Origin of the sequence: Haloarcula sp. Atlit-47R, assembly GCF_003665985.1 — an archaeon.
GTDB classification, from domain to species: domain Archaea; phylum Halobacteriota; class Halobacteria; order Halobacteriales; family Haloarculaceae; genus Haloarcula; species Haloarcula taiwanensis.
In genome coordinates this window covers 37,669-57,642 of sequence record NZ_QPLQ01000006.1, presented here as the reverse complement: position 1 = coordinate 57,642, position 19,974 = coordinate 37,669, and the positions used below count along the sequence as shown (strand labels likewise).

Sequence of the window (19,974 nt, the reverse complement as noted above, 5' to 3'; positions counted from 1 at the left end):
CTATCGTATCATCAACCTGAAGGACTGGAATCGGGTTCCCAGTATTCATCCCAAACGTTCTGATAGACAATTTGTAATGCCAGGGTAGAACGATATGCACATCGGCATCAACGGCATGTTTGTGTAGACAAGTAACTATTTGTCAAGGCACTAAGTAACACTACATCTCATTCTCATCTTCAGGCACTGGGTGACTGTAGACTACACAACAAACGGCTTTGAACGGCACTGTCTAGTTGAGCGAGTTTGAGAAGCGAGGAGGTCTTAGTGAGTTCTGTCCATGAAGCTCGCAGACCTCCTCGGAGAAACGTTAGACGAGGATAGTCAAGACGTTTGGGAGAACGAGCGCACTCCGACACCCGTCCGTCGATTTGGGGTGCGTCTCCATACGGCGGGGCTGTCGATCAGGGAGACGGTCGCAATCTTAGACTTGCTGGGTGTCGATCGCTCTCACGGAGCGGTCTGGAACTGGGTTCACACGCTATCGGAAGAACAGAGCGACCCGCCGACGGCGGAGCCGTCGCGGGTCGCGGTCGACGAGAAACAAATCGAGGTTGACGGCGAAAAGAAGTGGCTCTACGCCGCCCTCGACGTTGATTCGAAGTTGTTGCTAGAGGTCGACGTGTTCAGCCGCCGCGGGACCGACCCCGCGGCGGCATTCCTGCATCGGCTGACTCAGAAACACGATGTCGCCGATTCAGTGTTTCTCGTCGATGCTGGCGGCTATCTGACTGCCCTCTCACGCCACGATTTGAGCGGTCGGCTCGACTATCGAATCCGGAACCACATCGAAAAGTGGTTCCAGACTGTGACCATGCGAATCGACCGCTTTCACACGTTTTGGAGGGGCAGTCAATCCAGCGCGAAACAGTGGTTACGACGCTTCAGATACCACTACAACCACGAACGACCGAACCAAGCGCTCGGTGGAAAAACGCCAGCTGAGATCATCCAGAACTAGACAGTGCCCTTTCGAATACCGTTTCAGTTCTTGAGATATCTGTTGTCGAACGTACTCGATCTACCGTTCATAATTGGGTTCACAAAGCTGACTTACAGCCCAAAGATGGTCAGTCACCGGATCACATTGCGGTTGACGAGACCGTGATCCAACTCAATGGTGAGCGGTACTGGCTGTATGCTGCTGTCGATCCACAAACGAACAAATTGCTTCATACAAAGCTTGGAACGACCATAACGAAGGTTCTCGCTCATTCATTTCTCACAGAACTGGACGAGAAACACGACGTCGGCGACGCCGTGTTTCTCGTCGATGGCTCCAAATCGTTACAAGCTGCGTGTCACCGACATGGATTCGATTTCAGATACGAAAAACATGGAAATCGAAACGCTGTCGAACGTGTCTTCAGAGAAGTAAAACGGCGAACTATCTGTCTCTCAAACTGTTTCAGCAACGCCGAAGCAGAAACAGCTGACGATTGGCTCAGATCGTTCAGCTTCGCATGGAACCAGCTAATCTGAACACGATAGGTTATTCTGACCCTAGTATTTTTTATTTACTGGACTAATAATTGGGGATAAGTTTCATGCCACAGCCAGATACTGTCCTTCTCGTAGAGGACGAGCAAGGGCTTGCAGATCTCTATCGGCTCTGGCTGAACGATCAATATGACGTTGTTGTTGCGAATTCTGGGGAAGATGCTCTTGAAGCGATGGACGATTCCATTGATGTCGTGCTCCTTGATCGACGGATGCCAGGGCTGTCTGGGGACGAGGTTTTGTCCACAATGCGTAACCGTGGTTACGAGTGTCCAGTGGCGATGGTTTCGGCTGTTACACCAGAGTTCGACATTGCCAAAATATCCCTCGATGCTTATGTTCGCAAGCCGATTGAGCAGGAACAACTTCGCGATTCTGTTGAACAGCTTCTACTGATAGCTGACTGTCCTGATCGACAGCGTGAAGTATTTGCCGTCGCTCAAAAAATGGTGGCTCTTGAGGCAGGGACTACATCTGAGGATCGCAATAATAGTCCCGAGCAGGCCCAACTGCAAGCCCGTCTCAGCGAACTTGAGGCTGAGCTAACAAAAGTGATCGAAAAGACAGGTTCCGACACTATCTCCAAGGATTTACTTAGTAAAACCGACTCACCGTGAGTACGATTCATTATCCACATCCGGTTTGTCACCTTCATATCTCTCAATTATTCGTTGGGAGACTGGGGGGGGGCTGATCGCATCGCTTGAATTGCATCTGAACTTCGCTTCCTCCCAGATCACTCTCAGCGAACCCGAGCTCTCCACCTGATGCCACTACAACCCAATTAATGAGCCAGAGACCGAGTCCACTTCCATGCTCGAGAGGGTTCTCTCCATCAACTAACACCCGTCGCTCTTCTGGGGGAATTATATCTCCACTATCCGCGATTCGGAGTGTTACCCACTCGCCAGTGGAATCTATATCGGCAACAATTCGGATCTGTGTACTCGATTGAGTCGTGTGTTGAACGCTATTTTCAACTGCTTCGGTAATGGCGGCTGTCACATCATCAATCGCCTGAATCCACGTCTCCTCAGGAATATCGACTGCAATATCGGCCGCTGTTTCCGTCTCTTCGAGAGTACCTACCGCTGTATCGACCGCATCTTCAAGATTGACTGGTTGCTGTAGTGGGTTGTCAGAAAGCGCTCTCTGGATACGGTTCGCATTTTCTGCCAGACTACTCAGCGCGCGTGCGGTATCAATTATGTGATCGACTGATTGTTGAACGGTTAAATCCGCTACACTTTCATCAATTGCCTGCGCGTGACCAAGGATGCTATTCATGTCGTTCCGAAGGTTATGGCGCAACACACGACTCACGACATCCAAGCGTTCCTCTCGCAAGACTCGTTCGGAAATATTCTGCCCGGTTCCAACAAGCCCCGTTACATTGTTCTCTTCGTCGACTAACGGTGCCCCATTAAGTTGGTATGGAATTCGTTCCCCGGATTTCGTGATGAGTTCACTCTCTCGTTGTTCTTGTACTTGTTCCGTGAATACGTTTGACATTGCTTCCATAATCATCTGGATATCATCGTTAGGAACTACATCGACCGCCGGCATCCCTGCTAATTCTCAGTACCTCACAAAGCATCGCCAGTTGACCTGAGTTAAGTCACCTGTTCTATTGGGATCAGTCGTCGATGGTGGTCGAAGAACGCTAATCGAAGGCCGAGCTGCCGCTGTCGGCGGCGATCAGCCGCCGACGCGGCAGCGTTGCCACTCACGAGGCAGCGTCCTCAGTCAGTGATTACCGGTGGAACCGGTCGTCCGGTGGCCGGTTCGCGGGGACGGCCCGACGCACCGCGAGGGCCGTCCACGCTGCCCGACACAGCATGTTGATGAACTCCTCGAATGACCAGGACCAGAGGCGACGCCCGCCACGGCGGGGCGTCGCCACATACTCCCAATGGAGATACCGCCATACATTCTGCAAGAGTAGACTAACCACGACGTAAAGCAGCCGTACAACCGGATTCTGTGTCGTGGTCGTTACAATGCTTTGTTCGGAGAGTCGGTAGCTGGCCTCGATACCGAAGCGTTTCGCGTAGTGGTATCGAGCATCTCGTGGTGTTTCAATGAACGGCGCGTCAGCGGCGTAGCCGTGACGCGCCACTCCGTGTTCGTCGTATCGCCCGTTTTGGTAGGTACAGTCGATGTAGACGGGAAACTCGACGGTCCAGCTGTGACCGTCGAGTTTCCCTGTCAGTTCGTGTTGGATGACGCGGCTCCATCCTTCCGAGAGTTCCTGCTTGATCGTCTTTCCCCACCGGACGGTCGGCATCACGTACGCGTAGTTGTGTGCCTGGAGGAGAGTGAGACACTTGCTATCGTAGAATTCGCGGTCAAGATAGACGGCCCTGACGCTGAGGTCAAGGCCGTCAAGGAGGCCAAGAAACTCAGCAAGGACACTGCTGGCGGTGTCGCCGTCGACGAGACGGCGCACCGCCAGCGTGTATCGCTTATTCTTCACACGCGCGTAGAGTGTCGCATAGGCGTGGAACGCGGTAGTTCCACGCTTTGCTTCTGAGTGATAGAGGCCATCTGTCTCGTCCTCGTCGCCGTAGTAGGGCCGCAGGTGGAGGTCTGCGACGACCTCCACCTGCTCGGGAAGAACCTCTAGAACATCCTTTTTCAGGAGTGCGTTCCCGACTCGTTCAACCGACGTTAGATCGAACTTCTCGCGGAGGTGATACAGAATCGTGTTCTGATGAGGAGAATCTTCACTGGTCTCGCAGAGTTCAGATATCGAGGTCCCGTCGGCGCAAGCGCCGACGAGGACCTCGTAGATATCCTCAGCATCGATTTCAGCATTAGCGCCGAGACTGAGTGAAACTTCCTCGTCAAGCGTGTTGACGAGGAAGTTAAGGAGCTGGTCCTCGTGGATTTTACCGTCTGCTTGCGGGGTCTTAGGCACACTTCAGCAAGCAGACCTCTCAACTAACCGGCTTTGTGAAGTACTGATTCTTGATCTGTATACCCCAGTATCTCCGGAACCCGATCGTTCCATTCCACGAATTCACCGTTCCGATCGAGGACGTAGAAGATGTCTGGCAGGGCATCGAGGAGGCTTTCGATGAACGCTCGTTGTTCGCTGAGCTCACGCTCTCGTTCTTTCTGTTCGGAGATATCGCGTACGATACACACGAGCCCATCATCGGCGAGCTTGGTTAGTGACACGGTCTGTGGAAACGTCTCGCCAGTGCAACGGGTACCGACAGCTTCGCCACGCCACGAGCCGGTCTCTCTTATTTCCGGAAGAATCGTGGATTCGAACCGTTCGATTTCTTGGTCTTGATACAACTCGCGCCACGACTCGCCGATGAGATCTGCTGGCTCGTCGTAGCCATATAGCTCCGCGTGGGCAGCATTCATATACTGATATTGGCCATTCTCATCAAGAATTGCGATTCCATCGACCGCGGCTTCGATAGCTTTCGAACGCCGTTCGAGTTCTTCACGCTGTGTTTTGCGTGTTGTGATATCGGAGATTGCGCCGACTAGCCTGGCAGGGTCCCCGCCCTCGTTGTACACGATTCGGGCTTGGTCTTTAACATATGCATACGACCCGTCCGCTCGTTGAAATCGGTACTGTGACTCGACTAGCTGTTCTTGGTTCGCTATCGATTGTTCGAGGTCCGAATTGATTCGCGCTTGGTCATCGGGATGTATCTTATCCATCCACCATTCAAATTGGATTGATCCTTCCCTGTCATAACCGAATGTTTCGTTGAATCCCTCGGAGACCGAGACGACATCTGCTCCTGCCTCACGCTCCCATATTACGTCAGAACTAGCTCCTGCCGCCAATTCGAGACGTGACTTTGCTATTTCTGCCTCTCGTTCGGCCTGATATCCGCGGGCGTAGTTGTGGAGCCGCCTCGCCCAGCGTTCTTTCGACTCAGCTACCCGGTCCTGATATTCGTAGTCAGTACAGTCCGTGGGTATCGTCTGCGTGACACTGGATGTGTGCTGTGAATTCAGAATGAGAATGATCGGTATTTCTGGATGGTTCTCTCTAATTTGGGTGGTGATTTCCTCACTCGAAACCGCTAAACTGATCGTCGAAATTACAATAGTATGAACTGGCTCGTCACGTGCGTCTACGTGTTGGATGCCTGCCGCGACTGAGGAGGTGGTGAGAGTACTGCCACCGGTTTTGCTGACGTAGGCAGACTTCAGTGGTTCGGTCGCATTTCCTCCATCAATAAATAATACTGTAGTGGTTCCTGTCATGCTTTATTCACCCGTCTGAATGTGGAAGGAGGCCCCGTTACTTCGGCTCTCTTCGATTGTGAGTGACCAATCGTGGGCTTTTGCGATTTGTTCAACTATCGCTAAGCCAAATCCGGTCCCGTTTCGATTTGTCGAATAGCCTGGCTCAAAAACCGATTCCCTCTCGTCTGGGGGTATCCCTGGCCCATCATCTGCCACAAAAAACCCGTTTTCGTCCGAACCAACAGTAATGGTCACACTTCCTTCGCTGTGTTCGACAGCGTTTCGAAAGAGATTCTCCAGAAGTTGCCGCACACGCCCTTTGTCTGCTCTCAATTCGGGTAACGGACCTTCAATAACGAGGCTTGCATCCGGTGCGTCAACCGTACCCCAGCTCTCCGAGACGACTGCTTCGGCACTGATTAGTGATTTTTCACCGATCGATTGCCCCTCGCGTGCGAGAACCAGCATATCGTCGATTAATTCGTCCATCCGAGAGATGGCCTGCTGTGCGTGTTCCAGATGCTCATTACCTGTCTCCTGAAGAGCGAGCTCAACGTTCCCGTGTGCAACGTTCAGCGGATTTCGCAGGTCATGAGAAACCATACTGGCAAATTCGTCCAGCCGATCGCGCTCCTGGATAAGCTGTTGTTCTGCAACTTTACGCGGGGTGATATCTCGGAAGACAACAAGCCACCCCAGTCGTTCTTGATTAGTTGGGACGAGCGGTGAGCTTCGAGCATCATATATTCGAGTGGTCTCCCCCCTTTCAATCTCGATATCTTCAGAGACTTCGGGCTCAGTCCCTTCGATGAATAGCTGCTCAAGTTCTGGGACGACATCGACGAGCTTCTCGCCGACAACTGTATCTGAAGGGTGTCTTACGATGTTGTCGAACTGGGCGTTCGAATCAAGTATGAGGTACTGCCCATTGATCACAACAATAGGGTCCTCAACTGCGTCGAATAGGTTGTCACGGCTTACAGGGGCCAAATCGAGCCACCGGAAGCGACGGACCGTCACGACAATCGCTGCGGCCGAAATGGTACTCGAGAGCGCAGCGAGATTGAGGCTAGTGTAGGGTGTCAAACCCAGGATATCGGCTCCCCCGGCGATTCCTGGAATGAGCGAAAGAATCAGAAGAGACACTGCCTGTCGCCGAATCACCCCTCTCGTCTGAATGACAGCCGTCGTGAGCAGCGCGAGACTTCCGAGCAGTAATATATATACATATCCTTGATACAGACGGAAGCCAGGCCCAACGACGAGGTCCAAGGCGACGAATGATCCGACCTGTTCGAGTGTTGCAGATTCATAGACCAACCTATGAACTGGATTCGTTATCGCCATCCCGATCAAACCAATCGAAATGAGTCCAGCCACCCGAACAAGTCGACGAGAGGGGTTGGAATCGCGTCGCGTGTACCACTGGACGTATGCCAACCAAGTCCAGGTCAACGGCAGAAGCATAACGAGTTCGATGTGATTCAACGCGAGTTTTATATCGAGAGCAGTCTGCGAAAGAGTCAATAGATATGCAAAATTGTATCCTGCGGCTGTAATCAAGAGCATAGTCGCAAGATATCGTCCACGAACCGCTTGGTCCGAATCAGACCGCCAGACGTACCCAGCAAATAGCACGAGAAAAATCCCGGTCCCCCCTAACCAGAGTGTATATGGGGTATATTGCCAATTCATAAGAAACTCGTCTCCACGTCCTCTGTATATTCTGGCTATATAATAAGTGTGTTGGGGGTGACACTTGGCTACACTGCTGTAAAATTTCTATTGGTGACGGCTGGTAACCCGCTCACACTTCCGAAGAAGAGAACTGGAAGCGGGTAGTGAGACACTCTGTCTTGGCTAGCGGGGAGTACGACAAAACGATCTGTTTGACCAGCGATCTGACTCAGTTTCTGTTCCTCAACTCAGTTGAATACACCCATCACAGCTCCGCTAAACCCCGTGTAGTCTCAACTTCCCTTGGTGTAGTTGGTGCGTCAACGAAGGCTATGTCGGAGCGCACTACGCCCAGTGGGCGAGTGCGATGGCGCCGCTCCCCGAAGACGACGGCCGCAAGCCCGGCAACCAGCAGGCCTCGACGTCCGAGCAGCGCCACGTATTCACTCGATACGTCGAATGAGCTGGCACGGGACACCATCGAGACGTACACGACACTCCCCGGAGGATGCTGACCCCCCTCGACAAGCAGCGAGCGCGCTACAAGATACTGTAGGAGGCCCATGACCGCTCGCTCGTGTTCGTCCTCGCGTACACCGCTGTCCGTGTCAGGGAACTCCTGCGGATCCGAACAACCCATGACGGCGTGACGTTCAGTGGAACGCTGCGAGCCTCCCCGACCCGGTGATCTCGCCGCTGCGGAGCTACCGGGGGCTGATTGATCCACCAACCGAACGCTGGCCAGTGTTCCCGACGTTCGACCAAGGAACGCTTGCGGGGCTCGTTGGAAAATGAATTCGCCGGCAGAGGGAACCTCAGAGACAATTCCTGAGCGCCGTGAAGAATACGCTCGGGACCTCCTGCTAGCGCTTGAGGAGGATATTCGGTCGCCGTCGATTACGACGGACGGTGCACAGTCGATTCTCCAACGCCTCTCAGAGGGCGCAGAGATTGATATCGACTATCCAAAGCACGACTATCTCGCTCCTCATGGAGGTCGACGAGGAATTGGGGGAGGTGCTTGTTCGTGCGTTCGGCTATACGGTCGCAGCTCGATAACTCGACAACTCCGAGGAGATGGTTCGTGAGCGGTACTCGCATATCGAGGTGAGTGAGCCGGGTGACGTTGCAACTGCAGCTTTAAACGAGGCCGAAGCTGAAACTCTCGTATTTGGTTCCTGTTGCTATTTGACCGTCGTGTCGAAACTCATCTAGTCAGTGTTCGGCTGTTTTTCCCACTCGAATCCCTATGGGCCAGCTTGTTCTCCGGGAGTCGAGCTATCAGCCTCACGCCCTGTGGTCAGTCCTGCGGCGACGCTCTCGATGAGCGTGTCCCGGACTGCGGGATAGAGTTCGTCACCGAAGTCCTCACGATGGAGGGCGACAAGTGCGGCCGCATTGATCGCTCCCGTGAGCGTCTGAGCGTCTCTTTGTTCCTGTTCAGTTTTAGTGTTCGTCAGTTCGGTCGCGAGTCACCTTCGCAAACCCACGAAGCTCGCCCGCGTCATCGAAAATCGCCGTGAGAGTGAAATCCGCAAGAAACTGGTTTCCGTCCTTACGAACGCGCCAGCCTTCTCCCTCGACTGCCCCCTCTGTCTTAGCGCGAGTAAGCAACTCCTCCGGTCTTCCGTCTGCGACTGCGTCGTCAGGGAAGAAGATACTGTAGTGTTCGCCGTGAATCTCTTCGCTCGTGTATCCCTTGATCCGCTCGGCGCCACTGTTCCAGGTCGCTACCTCCCCGTCTGCGTCCATCATAAATATCGCGTAATGTTTGATCCCATCGACGAGATACTGGAAGCGGTCACGCTCGCGGCGGAGGTCGCGTCTCACTTCCTGGTGGCGCAGTGCGTGCGTGATATCGTCGGCCAGTTCAGTGAGTAACTCGCGTTCTTGGTCGTCGAATGCACCGACGCGATCTGCATAGACATTCAGTATCCCGTAGAGCGTGTCGTCATAGACGAGGGGAACTGCTGCGCTGGAGCGATACCCTCGTTCGAGCGCGGCGTCACGCCACGGTTCGTACTCGTCGCTCTCGATAATATTCTGCATCACCACCATCTCGCGAGTTCGAACTGCTCGTCCGGTTGGGCCCTGCCCCGTTGCGCTTTCATCGGCTGTGATATCAATCCCCTCCAGATACCCCTGTTCGACACCTGCTTCCGTTCGTGCCGCAACCGTCTGTGTCTCCAGGTCGTACTCACCAATCCACGCGAATACATACGGTTCGGCCTCGGTGATGCACTCACAGACACGGGTTTCGATTTCCGAACGACTCGATGCGCGAACCAACGCCTGGTTGACGGTGTTGACGAGCGTTCGGATTCGATCTAGGTTGGTCGCACGTTGAGTTGCACGATACTGTTCGACTGCGTTCTGAATCCGGTTGGCGAGCAGTTCGTACTGTTCCGAGCCAGATTGCTTCTGAAGATAGTCCGTGACGCCCGCCGCAATCGCGTCGCTGGCGACTGCTTCACTCCCTTTTCCCGTGAAGAGAATGAACGGCAAATCGGGGTAGTCCTCACGGATGGCCTCGAGAAATTCGATGCCATCCATCCCAGGCATCTGGTAGTCCGAAATAATGCAGTCGATGTCCCCCGTCGCGACTCGCCCAAGGCCGTCGGCGGCGCTGGTAGTCGTTTCCACACTGAACCGATCGTCTTCTCGCTCGAGCATTTCCGCGGTTAGCTCCGAAAGACTCGGCTCATCGTCGACGTGAAGGACTGAAATCGGATCCCCAGTACTCATGTTAAAAGTTCTGGTATAGCATTTGAAAGCACGGACTATAACCATATCCACATCGGCATCGCATACTCATTCGTGTAGACGGGCGACAAGTTAGGATGACACTCGAATCGGGATTCTACGAGGAGAGCTGAACGTCAGTGATCTCGAAGCGGGCTCCGCCAGAGATCGCGTCCGTTGCAGTGATTGACCATCCGTGTCCCTCGATGATACTCCGGACGATCGAGAGGCCGAATCCGGTACCTTCCTCGCCCGTCGAGTAGCCGTGATCGAACACCTGATCACGAGCATCGTCGGGGATCCCGTCACCTGAATCTTCGACGTAGAATCCGTTGTTGATCGTCCCCACTCGGACAGTGATGTCTTCGCCACCGTGTTCGATGGCGTTCCGAAAGAGGTTCTCGAAGGCTTCTTCCAGTCGATCGCGGTCGGCCTCAACGATGGTGTCATCAGTACCGAGGTCGAGAGTCGCCGTTGCCGTTTCGACGTTCCCCCATGCGCTCTTGGCAATCGTTTGTAATTGAACGGGTGTCGTCTCGCCAACAGCCTTCCCGGATCGAGCGAGTGCCAAGAGGTCCCCCGTCAGGTACTCGATTCGTGTGAGAGCGGTCGCGGCGTTGTCGAGGAACTCGCTGTCACATTCGTCTGCTGCCAGTTCGAGGTTACCGACTGCGACACTCAGTGGGTTTCGGATATCGTGTGAGACGACGCTCGCGAACTCGTTGAGCCGCTCGTTTTGTCGTTCGAGTTGCTGTTCGTATTCTTTCTGTTCGGTGATATCGCGGATAGCACCGATCATCCGGGTGGGCGTTCCGTCTGTGTCATAGCTGATGTGGCAGGTGTCCTCGACGTAGGCGTACGATCCGTCAGCTCGCTTGAATCGGTATTCTTGGCAGAGCCGTTCTTGTTGTGCCTCAAATGTGCGCTGAAGGCGTGTCTCCAGTCGCTCTTGGTCGTCGGGATGGGTGTGTTCTTGCCACCATTCGAACGCGTACTCTTTATCGGCAGAATAGCCGAACGTTTCCTCGATTCCTTCTGAGACGGTAATCCAATCGGTGTCGGTCTGGCGCTCCCAAATGATATCGGAGGCAGCTCGCACAGCTATTTCATACCGTTCTCGGGTCTGATTGAGTTCCTGTCGTAGCCGCTGCTCGCGCACGGCATTCTGAATTCGGTGTGCCAGCACATCGTACTCTCCCGTCGTGCCCCGTGAGATACAGAAATCGGAGACATCCTCCGCAAAGGCTCGCTTTGCAGCTGATGCGGATTCCTGATCTGTAAACAAAATAAATGGGAGCTCGGGATGGTCGTCTCGAATGGCGCGAAGCAGCTCCAACCCGGACATCTGCGGGAGGTTCTGACTACTGACGATACAGTCGATCGACTCACCGTTTCCGACTCGATTGACGAGGGTCTCTGAATTAGTGAATGTGGTGGTAGCGAGTTGGTCGTCTCGTCGTTCTAATGCTGTTGAGACGGCTTCGCGAATTGTTTTGTCCGGGTCGATGAGGGCCATATGTATCTTTGCTACCACTGCTTATCACTACTAGTCGTTTATTTGTCAAGGCACTAAATAACACTACATCTCCTTCTCATCTTCAGGCACTGGGTGACTGTAGACTACACAACAAACGGTTTTGAACCATGGGCTCGTCGCATACAAAAATTGAAAAGCGACTGTGCGGCGATAGAAACCACCGGATGTCCAGTACGGGGGCGCATTCAGAGTGACCGACTTAAACGGACGTTTACGTTCTACCTTGGCCTTCTATACTTGTGCCCATCTGTACTGGTGTTTCTCTTGATTCTAGCTGGATTGATCGGAGAAAACGACTCATGAGAAAGATGCTTGTGAGAGTCAAGAACCCGAAAATGATGATCTGTGGAAAGGGAACTGGCTCCCCGCCCCGAATCATGAAGACAGCCATCGAAAGCACTGCCCCGCCTAGCGTTGCAACCTTCACGAGCAGCACAGCTGTGAACGCATACCCCCACGGCTCCCCCTCTCGGAGCCAGTACGCTGTCAGGAAGAACGCTGGCACAAGAATGCCCAGGTCGAGTGAGTAGATGACTGACGTGGGTAGCCCCGCTTCGGCGATGCTCGGTGGCGTCGTCCCAGCCAGTGTCGCCGGGAGGATCTCGGCACCCCATAGGAACGTGATTAGCACTCCAAGTAGCACGTGAAATGTGATGTACGGTCGGACCGACTGTTCACCGACTGCCTGTTTCAGTGCGCCAGCATCTAACCGAACCATCCCGCCAACAAAGATGACCAGTGTTAACCAGAGCAACACAATATACACCAGGTACAGTTCGTTGAAGGCCGTCATGAACGCGTAGGAGGCATAGGTGTAGAGTAAATACCCTGCCACTCCTAGCCAGACGGTATATCCCCGCAATGACCCACGAGAGGCGTAGTACAAAGCAATTGCAAACGCGGGGACAGCTACGACAAGCGTTATGATGTCCTGTCCGTAGACCTGTGGAAGCAACGGTGGGGCATCGCGGTAGAATTCGGGCACGAACAGTCCAACGACCGTTGCGATGACCGTCAAGATCAGCGTCGCAATCGACGCGAGACGATACGACCGAGGAACCGCTTCTTCTGATTGTGGCATTATTTTGTCAGCGGCAGTTCAACTGAAGATCTTGTAGTTGTTACCCACGGAGAGTGTCGAAGTCTTCATATCCGCTTTGTCTCAGTTCACTCATTCGTCGTTTTCGACAGACCTTGTGAGACCGAGACGTCCTTCGACGAAGGTTCCGAAGTCAGCGGCGAAGGCTTCGACTTCTTGCCAGTCGGTATACTCGTAATCTTGGGACGCGTCGGTGTCGCCGGTCGCTTCCTTCGCGATCTGTTTCATCATCAAGCGCTTGAGAAAACCGTACTTCGAATAGCGGAGTGCACCACCGAACAGTCCAATCCGGTCGGGGTGCCACCCGGTTTCTTCGAGGAACGAGTCAACGTATCCTGCAGCTTCAGCTCGGTTGGATGGATCAGTTGAGGCACTCGACAAAGAGACTTGGAAGAACGCCGTTGGTAGTTGCTCCAAGTCGTTACGATGGGTCTGAACAAACTCATTCACTGCTGGTTGATGCTGTCCCATATGAATCGACGCACCGATACAAACGGCATCGAATTCCTCAATTGTGAAGTCTGGTGGCAGTTCATCGAGATTCTTCACGGTGGTCTCATGACCGCGGTCGACGAGGCACTCACTGGCTCGATTCACGATTTTCGCAGTCTGCCCTTCGCCAGTTCCGTATCCGAGGAGAATCGAAGCCATCGTACAGTCTCGTATGTACGACTCACCCGTTAATAAACAGTTGTAAGGATACTAGAAATCTCAGCTAGAATATCCGCTATTTCCTTCTGCTAGACGGAGTCAGCTGTTTCTTGGAGAGCCTCTTCGTTGTTGGGGGTCGACACCCGATGTACTTGACATCGGTTCAGTGGGGAAATTTGTTAGTGTCTCTCGTGGTCTACTCTACTATATGGGACGCGATTTAGACGACGTTGACCGGAGCATCCTCTACCTACTCCAGCAGGATGCTCGTAACAGCACTGCTCAAGAAATCGCCGACACGACGGGCGTGTCGGCCAGTACGGTTCGCAACCGCATTGACCACCTCGAAGAAGACGGCATTATCAAAGGCTACCACCCAGAGATCGACTACGAGGAAGCCAATCTACCGTTGCAAGTGACGTTCGTCATTTCGGCGAAGCCCACCAAACTCCCCGAATTCTCCGAGCAGATTCGGAGCATTCAGGGTGTGATCGATGTCCGTGAGATGCTCACTGGCCGACGGAATATCCACGTCGATGTCGTCGGCACGAGCACGAGCGATATCACCCGAATTACCGATGCGATTCACGAGCTGGGTGTTGAAATCGAATCATCAGACATGATGCGCCGGCGCCACGTCCAACCCTTCAATCACTTCTTTCTTCAGGGCACCGAAGACATGGACGCGCGCGCAGATGATTCGTGAAGACGAAGAATAACCAAGTAACAGGATTCTGATTGTTATACTACTTTCCGCAATCTAAGAGCCATATACACAAGGTATTAACATATCAAGCTGCCAGAAACCGCAGGAGAATATCCATACATGTGTGGGATGTACAATATATCAATTTACAGTCACAACAGCGTTATCCGCTCGCTGGGTTCATTATTCTAGAAGGATGTGACCACCGAAGGAAGCTGTTGACCTTCAGGGTGGGCGTCTTCAGAGACACTATGAACGACACCGCCTTCAACGCGCTGGCAAACGAACACCGCAGAACGCTCCTCGTCGACCTGCTTGAGGAGAATCCGCAGGAAGTAGCTGTTGAACTCCCTGCGGGTGACGATACTGGGGAACTAGAAACCAACCATCGTCGGGGAATCGAGATGTATCACACGCATCTCCCGAAACTCGAAGACTACGGCTTCATCCAATGGGACCGAGACACCCACGAAGTCACCAAAGGGCCACGATTCGAGGAGCTCCGTCCCCTCCTCAAGTGTATCGTCGAGCACGCCAAGAACCAACCAGTGTGAGAAGCCAGATACAAATATGTCAACAGGCGACGAAGCACTTTCGACTACTGATATGCCAGAGTCCTCGTTGAGTGAAGATGTTGACGCGGTTTTGCGATTCACCGACGACGACATCTGCTCTATTGTCTCCGTCTCTCTCCAACATCACTGACACTGCCAGAGATAGCTGACCAACTCACGCTCTGGGAGGACCCTGAACCGTCCGATCCCGACGACAGAGACCGGCTCCGGATCTACATGTCGCTGTATCATGACCATCTCCCTGCGTTACGAGCAGCTGATTTTGTCGAGTACCACCAAGTAGACGACTTCGTTGAGGCCGGCCCAGCTCTCGTCCGTATCGAATCACAGATCCAATCCCGGCTAGCGGATGAACTTCCTGCCCCCCTGCAGGCCGAAGGAACCCATATCGGCCATGAAGACGCCTAATCGCTGTGCTACCCAGGGATCGAACTGATGCAGCGTTTGTCGCTCTCTCATAGGCCTGAACGACTCGTACTTATGGGGCTACCGGGTGAGTACCGCGTAGCAGATCCCCGCGACAGTCACGTGCATCACCATCAGCACGAGAATCCCTGCGGTTGTGGCTCCCGGACGCCCCGGGAGAAACGTCACGTCCGGAACGAACGATAGGAGCAACACAACCCCGGTAATCACCGCGAAAAGTCGATTCGGGCGTGCTGATCGCCACTGGAGGAGGCCGTATACGATGGTAGCACCGACTGCCCCGACCGCAGAGAGAACCAGGACAGGCGGGAATGCGAGCGGTTGAAACGACTGGACCGCATCTGTGGCTGTGACGACCCCGACGATGAGCCCGTTCACGACGAGCGAGAGGCCGAGCGCGATTCCACCACGTATTGCAAGCGTTCGTGGATCAATCGGTGAGTGCTGGGCTTTCGTTTGCATGGTTTCGTGTCGTGTTGGCGTATTCGGTCTCTGATCCGTCAGTGGTTAGTGATCGGCTTTCTGTCGTTCATCTGCGTGGCTGGCTTCCTGCTGGAACACGTCTGTGTGATCTTCGACGAACGCTGGCATCGTCCGAGGCGGGCGTCCAAGCACGTCTGCAACGTCGTCAGCTACTCGGCCTGCCAGCCCAAGTCGGGCTGTCGTATAGATGCCCAGCATCACGATGACGAACGGAAGCGGTGAGCCGCGGCGGTACATCGTCGTAGTGAACTCGATTGGGCCGGGTCGGGTATATTCGATTTCCCGATCCAAGACCTCGGAGAAGATTGCGGCCACGTCGTCGTACGTCAGTGCCTCCGCCCCAGTCACGTCATATGCGCGATTCTCGTGGCCCGGTTCGGTGAGAGCTGCCACTGCGACGGCGGCGATATCCCTGGCATCGACGAAACTCGTAGTTCCGTCACCCGCGGGAACGAATATCTCATCACGGTCAACGATGTCTTCTCGATGGACCCCGGATAGATTCTGCATGAAAAACGACGCTCGCAAGAACGTGTAGGTCACGTCGGTCTCACGAAGCGCATCCTCGATGCGGTGATGGGGTAAGAGCGGATTCTTTTCGGCCCCGAGTACCGAGAGGTAGACGATATGGTCGACACCGACCCGAGCCGCAGCGTCGACGGCCGGCGTGAGATGGCGCTTCACGCGACTCACTGATGGCGGTCGGATGAGAAACATCGCGTCGACATCCGCGAACGCCGTGCCCCACGTCTCTGGTTTGTGGAAATCGAATGCGACGCACTCGACGTCACTCACGAACTGCCCGCGGGCCCGTTCGGGATCACGGACCCCCGCTCGGACGGTGACGTCGTTCTGGGTGAGTTGGCTAACGACGTGGCTCCCCACGGTGCCAGTGGCTCCGGTAACGAGGATGCGTTTCATTGGTCGGTGATTTTCGGTAGTTGTTCGACGTACAGGTCGTCTTCTATGCAGTCGAGGATGAACTGGGCGACGTTGGCCCGGGCGGCACTATCGCGTAGCCCCAGCTGGAGTTCCGTTCCGTGGAGGAACTGCCCCGTGTGTTCACCCTCTGTGAGTCGTGGGCCACGGACGATCGTCCACTGGGCGTTGCTCGCTCGGAGCATCTCCGCGTGGGCTTTCGCGTCTTCGAGGACGCCGCCAGCCATCACTTTCAGGAGTGAGCCCATCACCTTCCCGCCGAGACTCACCGACTCGCCGTCTTCCCGAACGCCAGCCCCAACCAGTGTCACGATGCGTTCGACACCGGATTCGTCCATCGCATCGAGGATGTGCCGTCCAGCTTCGGTTAGGAGGTCGTCGGGGCCCGACGAGGTTTGGCCGAGAACGTAGATGACCGCATCGACCGCGCTGGCTTCGTCATCGTCGTCTCCGCCGGCGACGGCGTCAGCGACGCCAGCACCGGTGTAGGCATCGCCCTCTACGATGACGAGTGCATCGTGGCTGCGAAGCGAGGCGGGGATATCATTCGCGTTGCGGGCGAACGCGACGACGTCGTGGCCGCGTTCGAGTGCCTGTTCGACGAGGGGGACTCCGGTTCGTCCGGTAGCCCCGAACACCGCGATTTTCATACCCGCTACTACGACAGGCGGAGTGATATACTTGTGACTTCGGAGTTTCGTAGTAATGGCCGCCACACATCGCTATGTTGCCGAATTCACACTCGAATGTTCTTGGCGCTGGGGCTCATATTGAACTGTATGGACGATACGCCCCAGGGACGTGAAGCCGCTCGTGACCGGCGGAAATCGATGTCGCCGGCCGAGCGCGAACGGGTTGAACAGACCGTCTCGGAGTTGCTTGACCTCTTAGGAAAAGCGCACACGATGGCGATTCTCCGTGAATTCGCGTTTTCTGCGGGACCGCTCAGATTCTCCGACCTCGAAACCGAGCTGGGTATCTCACCGAACACCCTCTCGGAGCGACTGAAGGAACTCGTCGCAACAGGGTTGCTCGTTCGAGAGTCCTACGACGAAATCCCGCCTCGCGTGGAATATGAGCCGACGGAGAAGGCTGAAGCACTGTTTCCCGCGTTCGGCCACTTTCATCGATGGGCTGCCGATTTCGCACTCGAATCGACAGACACGGATATAACTTCAACTTCTGAAGTGAATTAGCAACTTCGGACTCGCAAGTATTTGACTACGAAATCCATAGTCCAACCGATTGCAGCAGCGACACAGATCCCTGCCAGCAGCGGAACTAGCGGTCCAATTGAAGTAGCAACTGAGTCCACGATGAATACACACGACAACACGAATCCAGGTGGCGATGGTACCAAGACGCCTCGCTACGCGATTGACGCACAGAACGTCCAGTTGACCTACAGTGATGGAACTCAAGCCGTGAACGGTGTCGACATCCAGATTCCCGAGGGAGAATTCTTCGGCTTTCTCGGCCCAAACGGCGCCGGAAAGACGACCACGATCAAAACGTTGGTTACACTCCTGTCGCCTACTGATGGGAAAATCACCGTCAACGGGTTCGACGTTCGGACGGACCCGCGGGCCGTTCGCGAGTCAGTCGGTTACATGGCTCAGGAGACGAGCGTTGACTCCGAACTCACTGCCAGAGAGAATATTCGATTCGCGTGTGAAGCCTATGGCGTCCCGCGGTCGGCGCGTGGTGACCGTATCGACGAACTACTTGATCTCGTTGACCTCGCCGATGTTAGCGACAAGCAGGCCGAAGAGTTCTCTGGAGGCATGAAAAAGCGTCTCGACGCTGCGATGGCACTCGTTCACCAGCCGCCCCTCGTCTTCCTCGACGAACCAACGACCGGCCTCGATCCAAAAGCCCGCAACCGGCTGTGGGAGTACTTCCAACGAATCAACGACCAGGGGACCACCATCTTCCTCACGACCCAGTACCTCGAAGAGGCCGACCAGCTCTGTGATCGTCTCTCAGTCATCCTTGACGGGGAGATCGTCGCGACCGGCCCGCCGACCGATCTGAAACGACGTGTCGGCGGCGAAATCCTTGATGTCGATCTGGAAGACGGGGAAGACGCGAGCGACCGCGCAGCTACCGTCGTTCGGGAGACGGATATCTTCGACTCGGAAGCGACGGTCGAGGTGACCGAAGACGGCATCAGCGTCACCTCCGAGAACGCTCGCGAGCGTGGCACGGACCTGCTTGTTGCCCTCCGAGATGAAGGATTGATAATGACCGGGTTCAACATTCGTGCCCCGACCCTGGACGACGTTTTCCTCGCTATCACTGGCGACGAGATGGATGACGACCAAGCAGTGACGGGTGACGAGGCAGCAACTGCCGCGGGGATCGAACGATGAGTACGCCGCCGACGGATTCCACGACGGGGGCCGACGCCGACGTTCATCGGGCGAGCAACTCTTTCGTCGGTGACGTGTGGACGAATTTCAAACGCTGGAACCTGAAAGCCGTCCGCAACCCATTCGTGTTGGTCGTCTCGCTCGTCCAGCCGATCATCTTCCTGCTGTTGTTCACAGAGGTGTTCGGGCAGATCGCTGGCGGGGCGATCAATCGCGGTGGCGGCGCCGGCATCAGTTACGAGACGTATCTAGTTCCGGCAATCGCAATCCAGGTATCGCTGGCGGCGGCCATCACCTCTGGCATCGGCCTCGTGAACGACATCGAGGAGGGAATGTTCGAGAAAATCTTGGCGACGCCGATGAACCGGACGGCAGTGTTCGTCGGAAAGACGGCCGCAGAAGTACTCCGGATCGTGGTACAGGTCGGGATCATTCTTGGCCTCGGGGTACTGCTCGGTGCGGAGATCGCCACCGGTTTCGTTGGTGCGGTCGGTATCATGCTCATCGGCCTGCTGTTTTCGCTGTGGTTCATCGCCCTCTCGAACGCGGCTGCCGTCATCACGAAAGACCAGGAGTCGACGATCATCGCGGCGAACCTACTCCAGTTTCCGCTGTTGTTCCTCTCGTCGGCGTTCCTGCCGCTAGACGCCCTCCCAGAGTGGATTCAAACGTTCGCTCGGTTCAACCCCGTTACATACGGGGTCGATGCCGCCCGGTCGCTGATGCTTGACCAAGACGTGATGACGGTCGTTGAGGTCACGCAATTCAGCGGCATCTGGAACACACTGATTCCGGCAATTGTGGTTCTCGCAGTCCTCGATCTGGTACTCGGTGCTGTCGCGGTCTTCCTGCTCACCCGCGCGACGAGCTCGGACGTTAAGTGATGGGGTGCTTCTCTCCCTTCGTGTCTAATAGGAGGTCTTCACAGGTACCTGTCCTACCAGTTCGGAGCGGTATAGAATCGTAGTAACGCTCCCTTCGAGATGGACTTTCAGGCGCTTCCAAAGATCCGTCTACCCCGATCGTGTAGTCGTTCTCAACGTGTT

General features: G+C 54.9%; 18 protein-coding genes and 2 pseudogenes. 9 read left to right on the top strand and 11 right to left on the bottom strand.

Annotation, left to right across the window (positions count from 1 at the left end):
- Nucleotides 1-280: 280 nt before the first annotated feature.
- From DVK00_RS18335 to DVK00_RS18325, 3 genes and pseudogenes are all read left to right on the top strand, one after another.
- Nucleotides 281-961 carry an IS6 family transposase gene (locus DVK00_RS18335; protein WP_121578180.1) on the top strand — a complete coding sequence of 227 codons (681 nt, stop codon included), beginning with the start codon at nt 281-283 and terminating at the stop codon, nt 959-961.
- A 5-nt stretch (nt 962-966) separates the two neighbouring features.
- Nucleotides 967-1,482: pseudogene (locus tag DVK00_RS18330) on the top strand (IS6 family transposase); the annotation flags it as partial.
- A gap of 65 nt (nt 1,483-1,547) precedes the next feature.
- Nucleotides 1,548-2,117, top strand: a complete 570-nt coding sequence (locus DVK00_RS18325; RefSeq protein ID WP_121578179.1) for a response regulator — start codon at nt 1,548-1,550, stop codon at nt 2,115-2,117.
- A gap of 43 nt (nt 2,118-2,160) precedes the next feature.
- On the opposite strand, the gene DVK00_RS18320 is transcribed toward DVK00_RS18325, so the two are convergent.
- The 4 genes from DVK00_RS18320 to DVK00_RS18305 form a co-directional block, all read right to left on the bottom strand.
- On the bottom strand, nt 2,161-3,066 hold the full coding sequence (locus tag DVK00_RS18320; RefSeq protein ID WP_121578178.1) for a HAMP domain-containing sensor histidine kinase: 906 nt from the start codon (nt 3,064-3,066) through the stop codon (nt 2,161-2,163).
- A 187-nt stretch (nt 3,067-3,253) separates the two neighbouring features.
- The gene (locus DVK00_RS18315) at nt 3,254-4,420 is read right to left on the bottom strand and encodes an ISH3 family transposase (RefSeq protein ID WP_121578177.1); all 1,167 of its coding nucleotides are present in this window, start codon (nt 4,418-4,420) and stop codon (nt 3,254-3,256) included.
- 23 nt (nt 4,421-4,443) lie between these two features.
- A complete protein-coding gene (locus DVK00_RS18310; protein WP_121578176.1) occupies nt 4,444-5,739 on the bottom strand; it encodes a PAS domain S-box protein in 1,296 nt (431 codons plus the stop codon).
- Nucleotides 5,740-5,742: 3 nt separating this feature from the next.
- Nucleotides 5,743-7,416 (bottom strand): histidine kinase N-terminal 7TM domain-containing protein, encoded by a 1,674-nt coding sequence (locus tag DVK00_RS18305; RefSeq protein ID WP_121578175.1) that lies wholly within the window; start codon nt 7,414-7,416, stop codon nt 5,743-5,745.
- A 286-nt stretch (nt 7,417-7,702) separates the two neighbouring features.
- On the opposite strand from DVK00_RS18305, the pseudogene DVK00_RS18300 reads away from it, so the two are divergent.
- Nucleotides 7,703-8,613, top strand: a pseudogene (locus tag DVK00_RS18300) (site-specific integrase); the annotation flags it as partial.
- Nucleotides 8,614-8,844: 231 nt separating this feature from the next.
- Here the strand turns inward: DVK00_RS18300 and DVK00_RS18295 are convergent.
- From DVK00_RS18295 to hemG, 4 genes are all read right to left on the bottom strand, one after another.
- Nucleotides 8,845-10,143, bottom strand: a complete 1,299-nt coding sequence (locus tag DVK00_RS18295; protein ID WP_121578174.1) for a response regulator — start codon at nt 10,141-10,143, stop codon at nt 8,845-8,847.
- A 115-nt stretch (nt 10,144-10,258) separates the two neighbouring features.
- Nucleotides 10,259-11,656 carry a hybrid sensor histidine kinase/response regulator gene (locus DVK00_RS18290; protein ID WP_121578173.1) on the bottom strand — a complete coding sequence of 466 codons (1,398 nt, stop codon included), beginning with the start codon at nt 11,654-11,656 and terminating at the stop codon, nt 10,259-10,261.
- A gap of 232 nt (nt 11,657-11,888) precedes the next feature.
- Nucleotides 11,889-12,758 (bottom strand): hypothetical protein, encoded by an 870-nt coding sequence (locus DVK00_RS18285; protein ID WP_121578172.1) that lies wholly within the window; start codon nt 12,756-12,758, stop codon nt 11,889-11,891.
- 90 nt (nt 12,759-12,848) lie between these two features.
- The gene (gene hemG / locus DVK00_RS18280) at nt 12,849-13,427 is read right to left on the bottom strand and encodes a menaquinone-dependent protoporphyrinogen IX dehydrogenase (protein ID WP_121578171.1); all 579 of its coding nucleotides are present in this window, start codon (nt 13,425-13,427) and stop codon (nt 12,849-12,851) included.
- A gap of 208 nt (nt 13,428-13,635) precedes the next feature.
- Between hemG and DVK00_RS18275 the strand changes: the two genes are divergently transcribed.
- Both DVK00_RS18275 and DVK00_RS18270 read left to right on the top strand, forming a co-directional pair.
- Nucleotides 13,636-14,133, top strand: a complete 498-nt coding sequence (locus DVK00_RS18275; protein ID WP_121578170.1) for an Lrp/AsnC family transcriptional regulator — start codon at nt 13,636-13,638, stop codon at nt 14,131-14,133.
- A 251-nt stretch (nt 14,134-14,384) separates the two neighbouring features.
- Nucleotides 14,385-14,687 (top strand): ArsR family transcriptional regulator, encoded by a 303-nt coding sequence (locus DVK00_RS18270; protein ID WP_121578169.1) that lies wholly within the window; start codon nt 14,385-14,387, stop codon nt 14,685-14,687.
- A 507-nt stretch (nt 14,688-15,194) separates the two neighbouring features.
- On the opposite strand, the gene DVK00_RS18260 is transcribed toward DVK00_RS18270, so the two are convergent.
- The 3 genes from DVK00_RS18260 to DVK00_RS18250 are packed head-to-tail and all read right to left on the bottom strand — an operon-like array spanning nt 15,195 to nt 17,206.
- On the bottom strand, nt 15,195-15,596 hold the full coding sequence (locus DVK00_RS18260) for a DUF6069 family protein (protein ID WP_121578167.1): 402 nt from the start codon (nt 15,594-15,596) through the stop codon (nt 15,195-15,197).
- Between the two features lie 45 nt (nt 15,597-15,641).
- Nucleotides 15,642-16,538 carry an SDR family oxidoreductase gene (locus tag DVK00_RS18255; protein WP_121578166.1) on the bottom strand — a complete coding sequence of 299 codons (897 nt, stop codon included), beginning with the start codon at nt 16,536-16,538 and terminating at the stop codon, nt 15,642-15,644.
- Nucleotides 16,535-17,206, bottom strand: coding sequence for an NAD(P)-dependent oxidoreductase (locus tag DVK00_RS18250; protein WP_121578165.1), 672 nt, complete (start codon nt 17,204-17,206; stop codon nt 16,535-16,537). Before DVK00_RS18250 ends, DVK00_RS18255 begins: the two co-directional genes overlap by 4 nt.
- Nucleotides 17,207-17,335: 129 nt before the next feature.
- Between DVK00_RS18250 and DVK00_RS18245 the strand changes: the two genes are divergently transcribed.
- The 3 genes from DVK00_RS18245 (at nt 17,336) to DVK00_RS18235 (ending at nt 19,812) form a co-directional block, all read left to right on the top strand.
- A complete protein-coding gene (locus DVK00_RS18245) occupies nt 17,336-17,752 on the top strand; it encodes a helix-turn-helix domain-containing protein (RefSeq protein ID WP_233560835.1) in 417 nt (138 codons plus the stop codon).
- Nucleotides 17,753-17,872: 120 nt separating this feature from the next.
- Nucleotides 17,873-18,928, top strand: coding sequence for an ATP-binding cassette domain-containing protein (locus tag DVK00_RS18240; RefSeq protein ID WP_121578163.1), 1,056 nt, complete (start codon nt 17,873-17,875; stop codon nt 18,926-18,928).
- Nucleotides 18,925-19,812: an ABC transporter permease gene (locus tag DVK00_RS18235; RefSeq protein WP_121578162.1), complete on the top strand. Its 888-nt coding sequence runs from the start codon at nt 18,925-18,927 to the stop codon at nt 19,810-19,812. The genes DVK00_RS18240 and DVK00_RS18235 overlap by 4 nt, the downstream gene beginning before the upstream one ends.
- Nucleotides 19,813-19,974: the final 162 nt, after the last annotated feature.

What these genes read in the sequence shown, in the direction of transcription:
- DVK00_RS18335 (WP_121578180.1), top strand. Translation starts at nt 281, where the DNA reads ATGAAGCTCGCAGACCTCCTCGGAGAAACGTTAGACGAGGATAGTCAA.
- DVK00_RS18325 (WP_121578179.1), top strand. Translation starts at nt 1,548, where the DNA reads ATGCCACAGCCAGATACTGTCCTTCTCGTAGAGGACGAGCAAGGGCTT.
- DVK00_RS18320 (WP_121578178.1), bottom strand. Translation starts at nt 3,066, where the DNA reads ATGCCGGCGGTCGATGTAGTTCCTAACGATGATATCCAGATGATTATG.
- DVK00_RS18310 (WP_121578176.1), bottom strand. Translation starts at nt 5,739, where the DNA reads ATGACAGGAACCACTACAGTATTATTTATTGATGGAGGAAATGCGACC.
- DVK00_RS18305 (WP_121578175.1), bottom strand. Translation starts at nt 7,416, where the DNA reads ATGAATTGGCAATATACCCCATATACACTCTGGTTAGGGGGGACCGGG.
- DVK00_RS18295 (WP_121578174.1), bottom strand. Translation starts at nt 10,143, where the DNA reads ATGAGTACTGGGGATCCGATTTCAGTCCTTCACGTCGACGATGAGCCG.
- DVK00_RS18290 (WP_121578173.1), bottom strand. Translation starts at nt 11,656, where the DNA reads ATGGCCCTCATCGACCCGGACAAAACAATTCGCGAAGCCGTCTCAACA.
- DVK00_RS18285 (WP_121578172.1), bottom strand. Translation starts at nt 12,758, where the DNA reads ATGCCACAATCAGAAGAAGCGGTTCCTCGGTCGTATCGTCTCGCGTCG.
- hemG (WP_121578171.1), bottom strand. Translation starts at nt 13,427, where the DNA reads ATGGCTTCGATTCTCCTCGGATACGGAACTGGCGAAGGGCAGACTGCG.
- DVK00_RS18275 (WP_121578170.1), top strand. Translation starts at nt 13,636, where the DNA reads ATGGGACGCGATTTAGACGACGTTGACCGGAGCATCCTCTACCTACTC.
- DVK00_RS18270 (WP_121578169.1), top strand. Translation starts at nt 14,385, where the DNA reads ATGAACGACACCGCCTTCAACGCGCTGGCAAACGAACACCGCAGAACG.
- DVK00_RS18260 (WP_121578167.1), bottom strand. Translation starts at nt 15,596, where the DNA reads ATGCAAACGAAAGCCCAGCACTCACCGATTGATCCACGAACGCTTGCA.
- DVK00_RS18255 (WP_121578166.1), bottom strand. Translation starts at nt 16,538, where the DNA reads ATGAAACGCATCCTCGTTACCGGAGCCACTGGCACCGTGGGGAGCCAC.
- DVK00_RS18250 (WP_121578165.1), bottom strand. Translation starts at nt 17,206, where the DNA reads ATGAAAATCGCGGTGTTCGGGGCTACCGGACGAACCGGAGTCCCCCTC.
- DVK00_RS18245 (WP_233560835.1), top strand. Translation starts at nt 17,336, where the DNA reads ATGGACGATACGCCCCAGGGACGTGAAGCCGCTCGTGACCGGCGGAAA.
- DVK00_RS18240 (WP_121578163.1), top strand. Translation starts at nt 17,873, where the DNA reads ATGAATACACACGACAACACGAATCCAGGTGGCGATGGTACCAAGACG.
- DVK00_RS18235 (WP_121578162.1), top strand. Translation starts at nt 18,925, where the DNA reads ATGAGTACGCCGCCGACGGATTCCACGACGGGGGCCGACGCCGACGTT.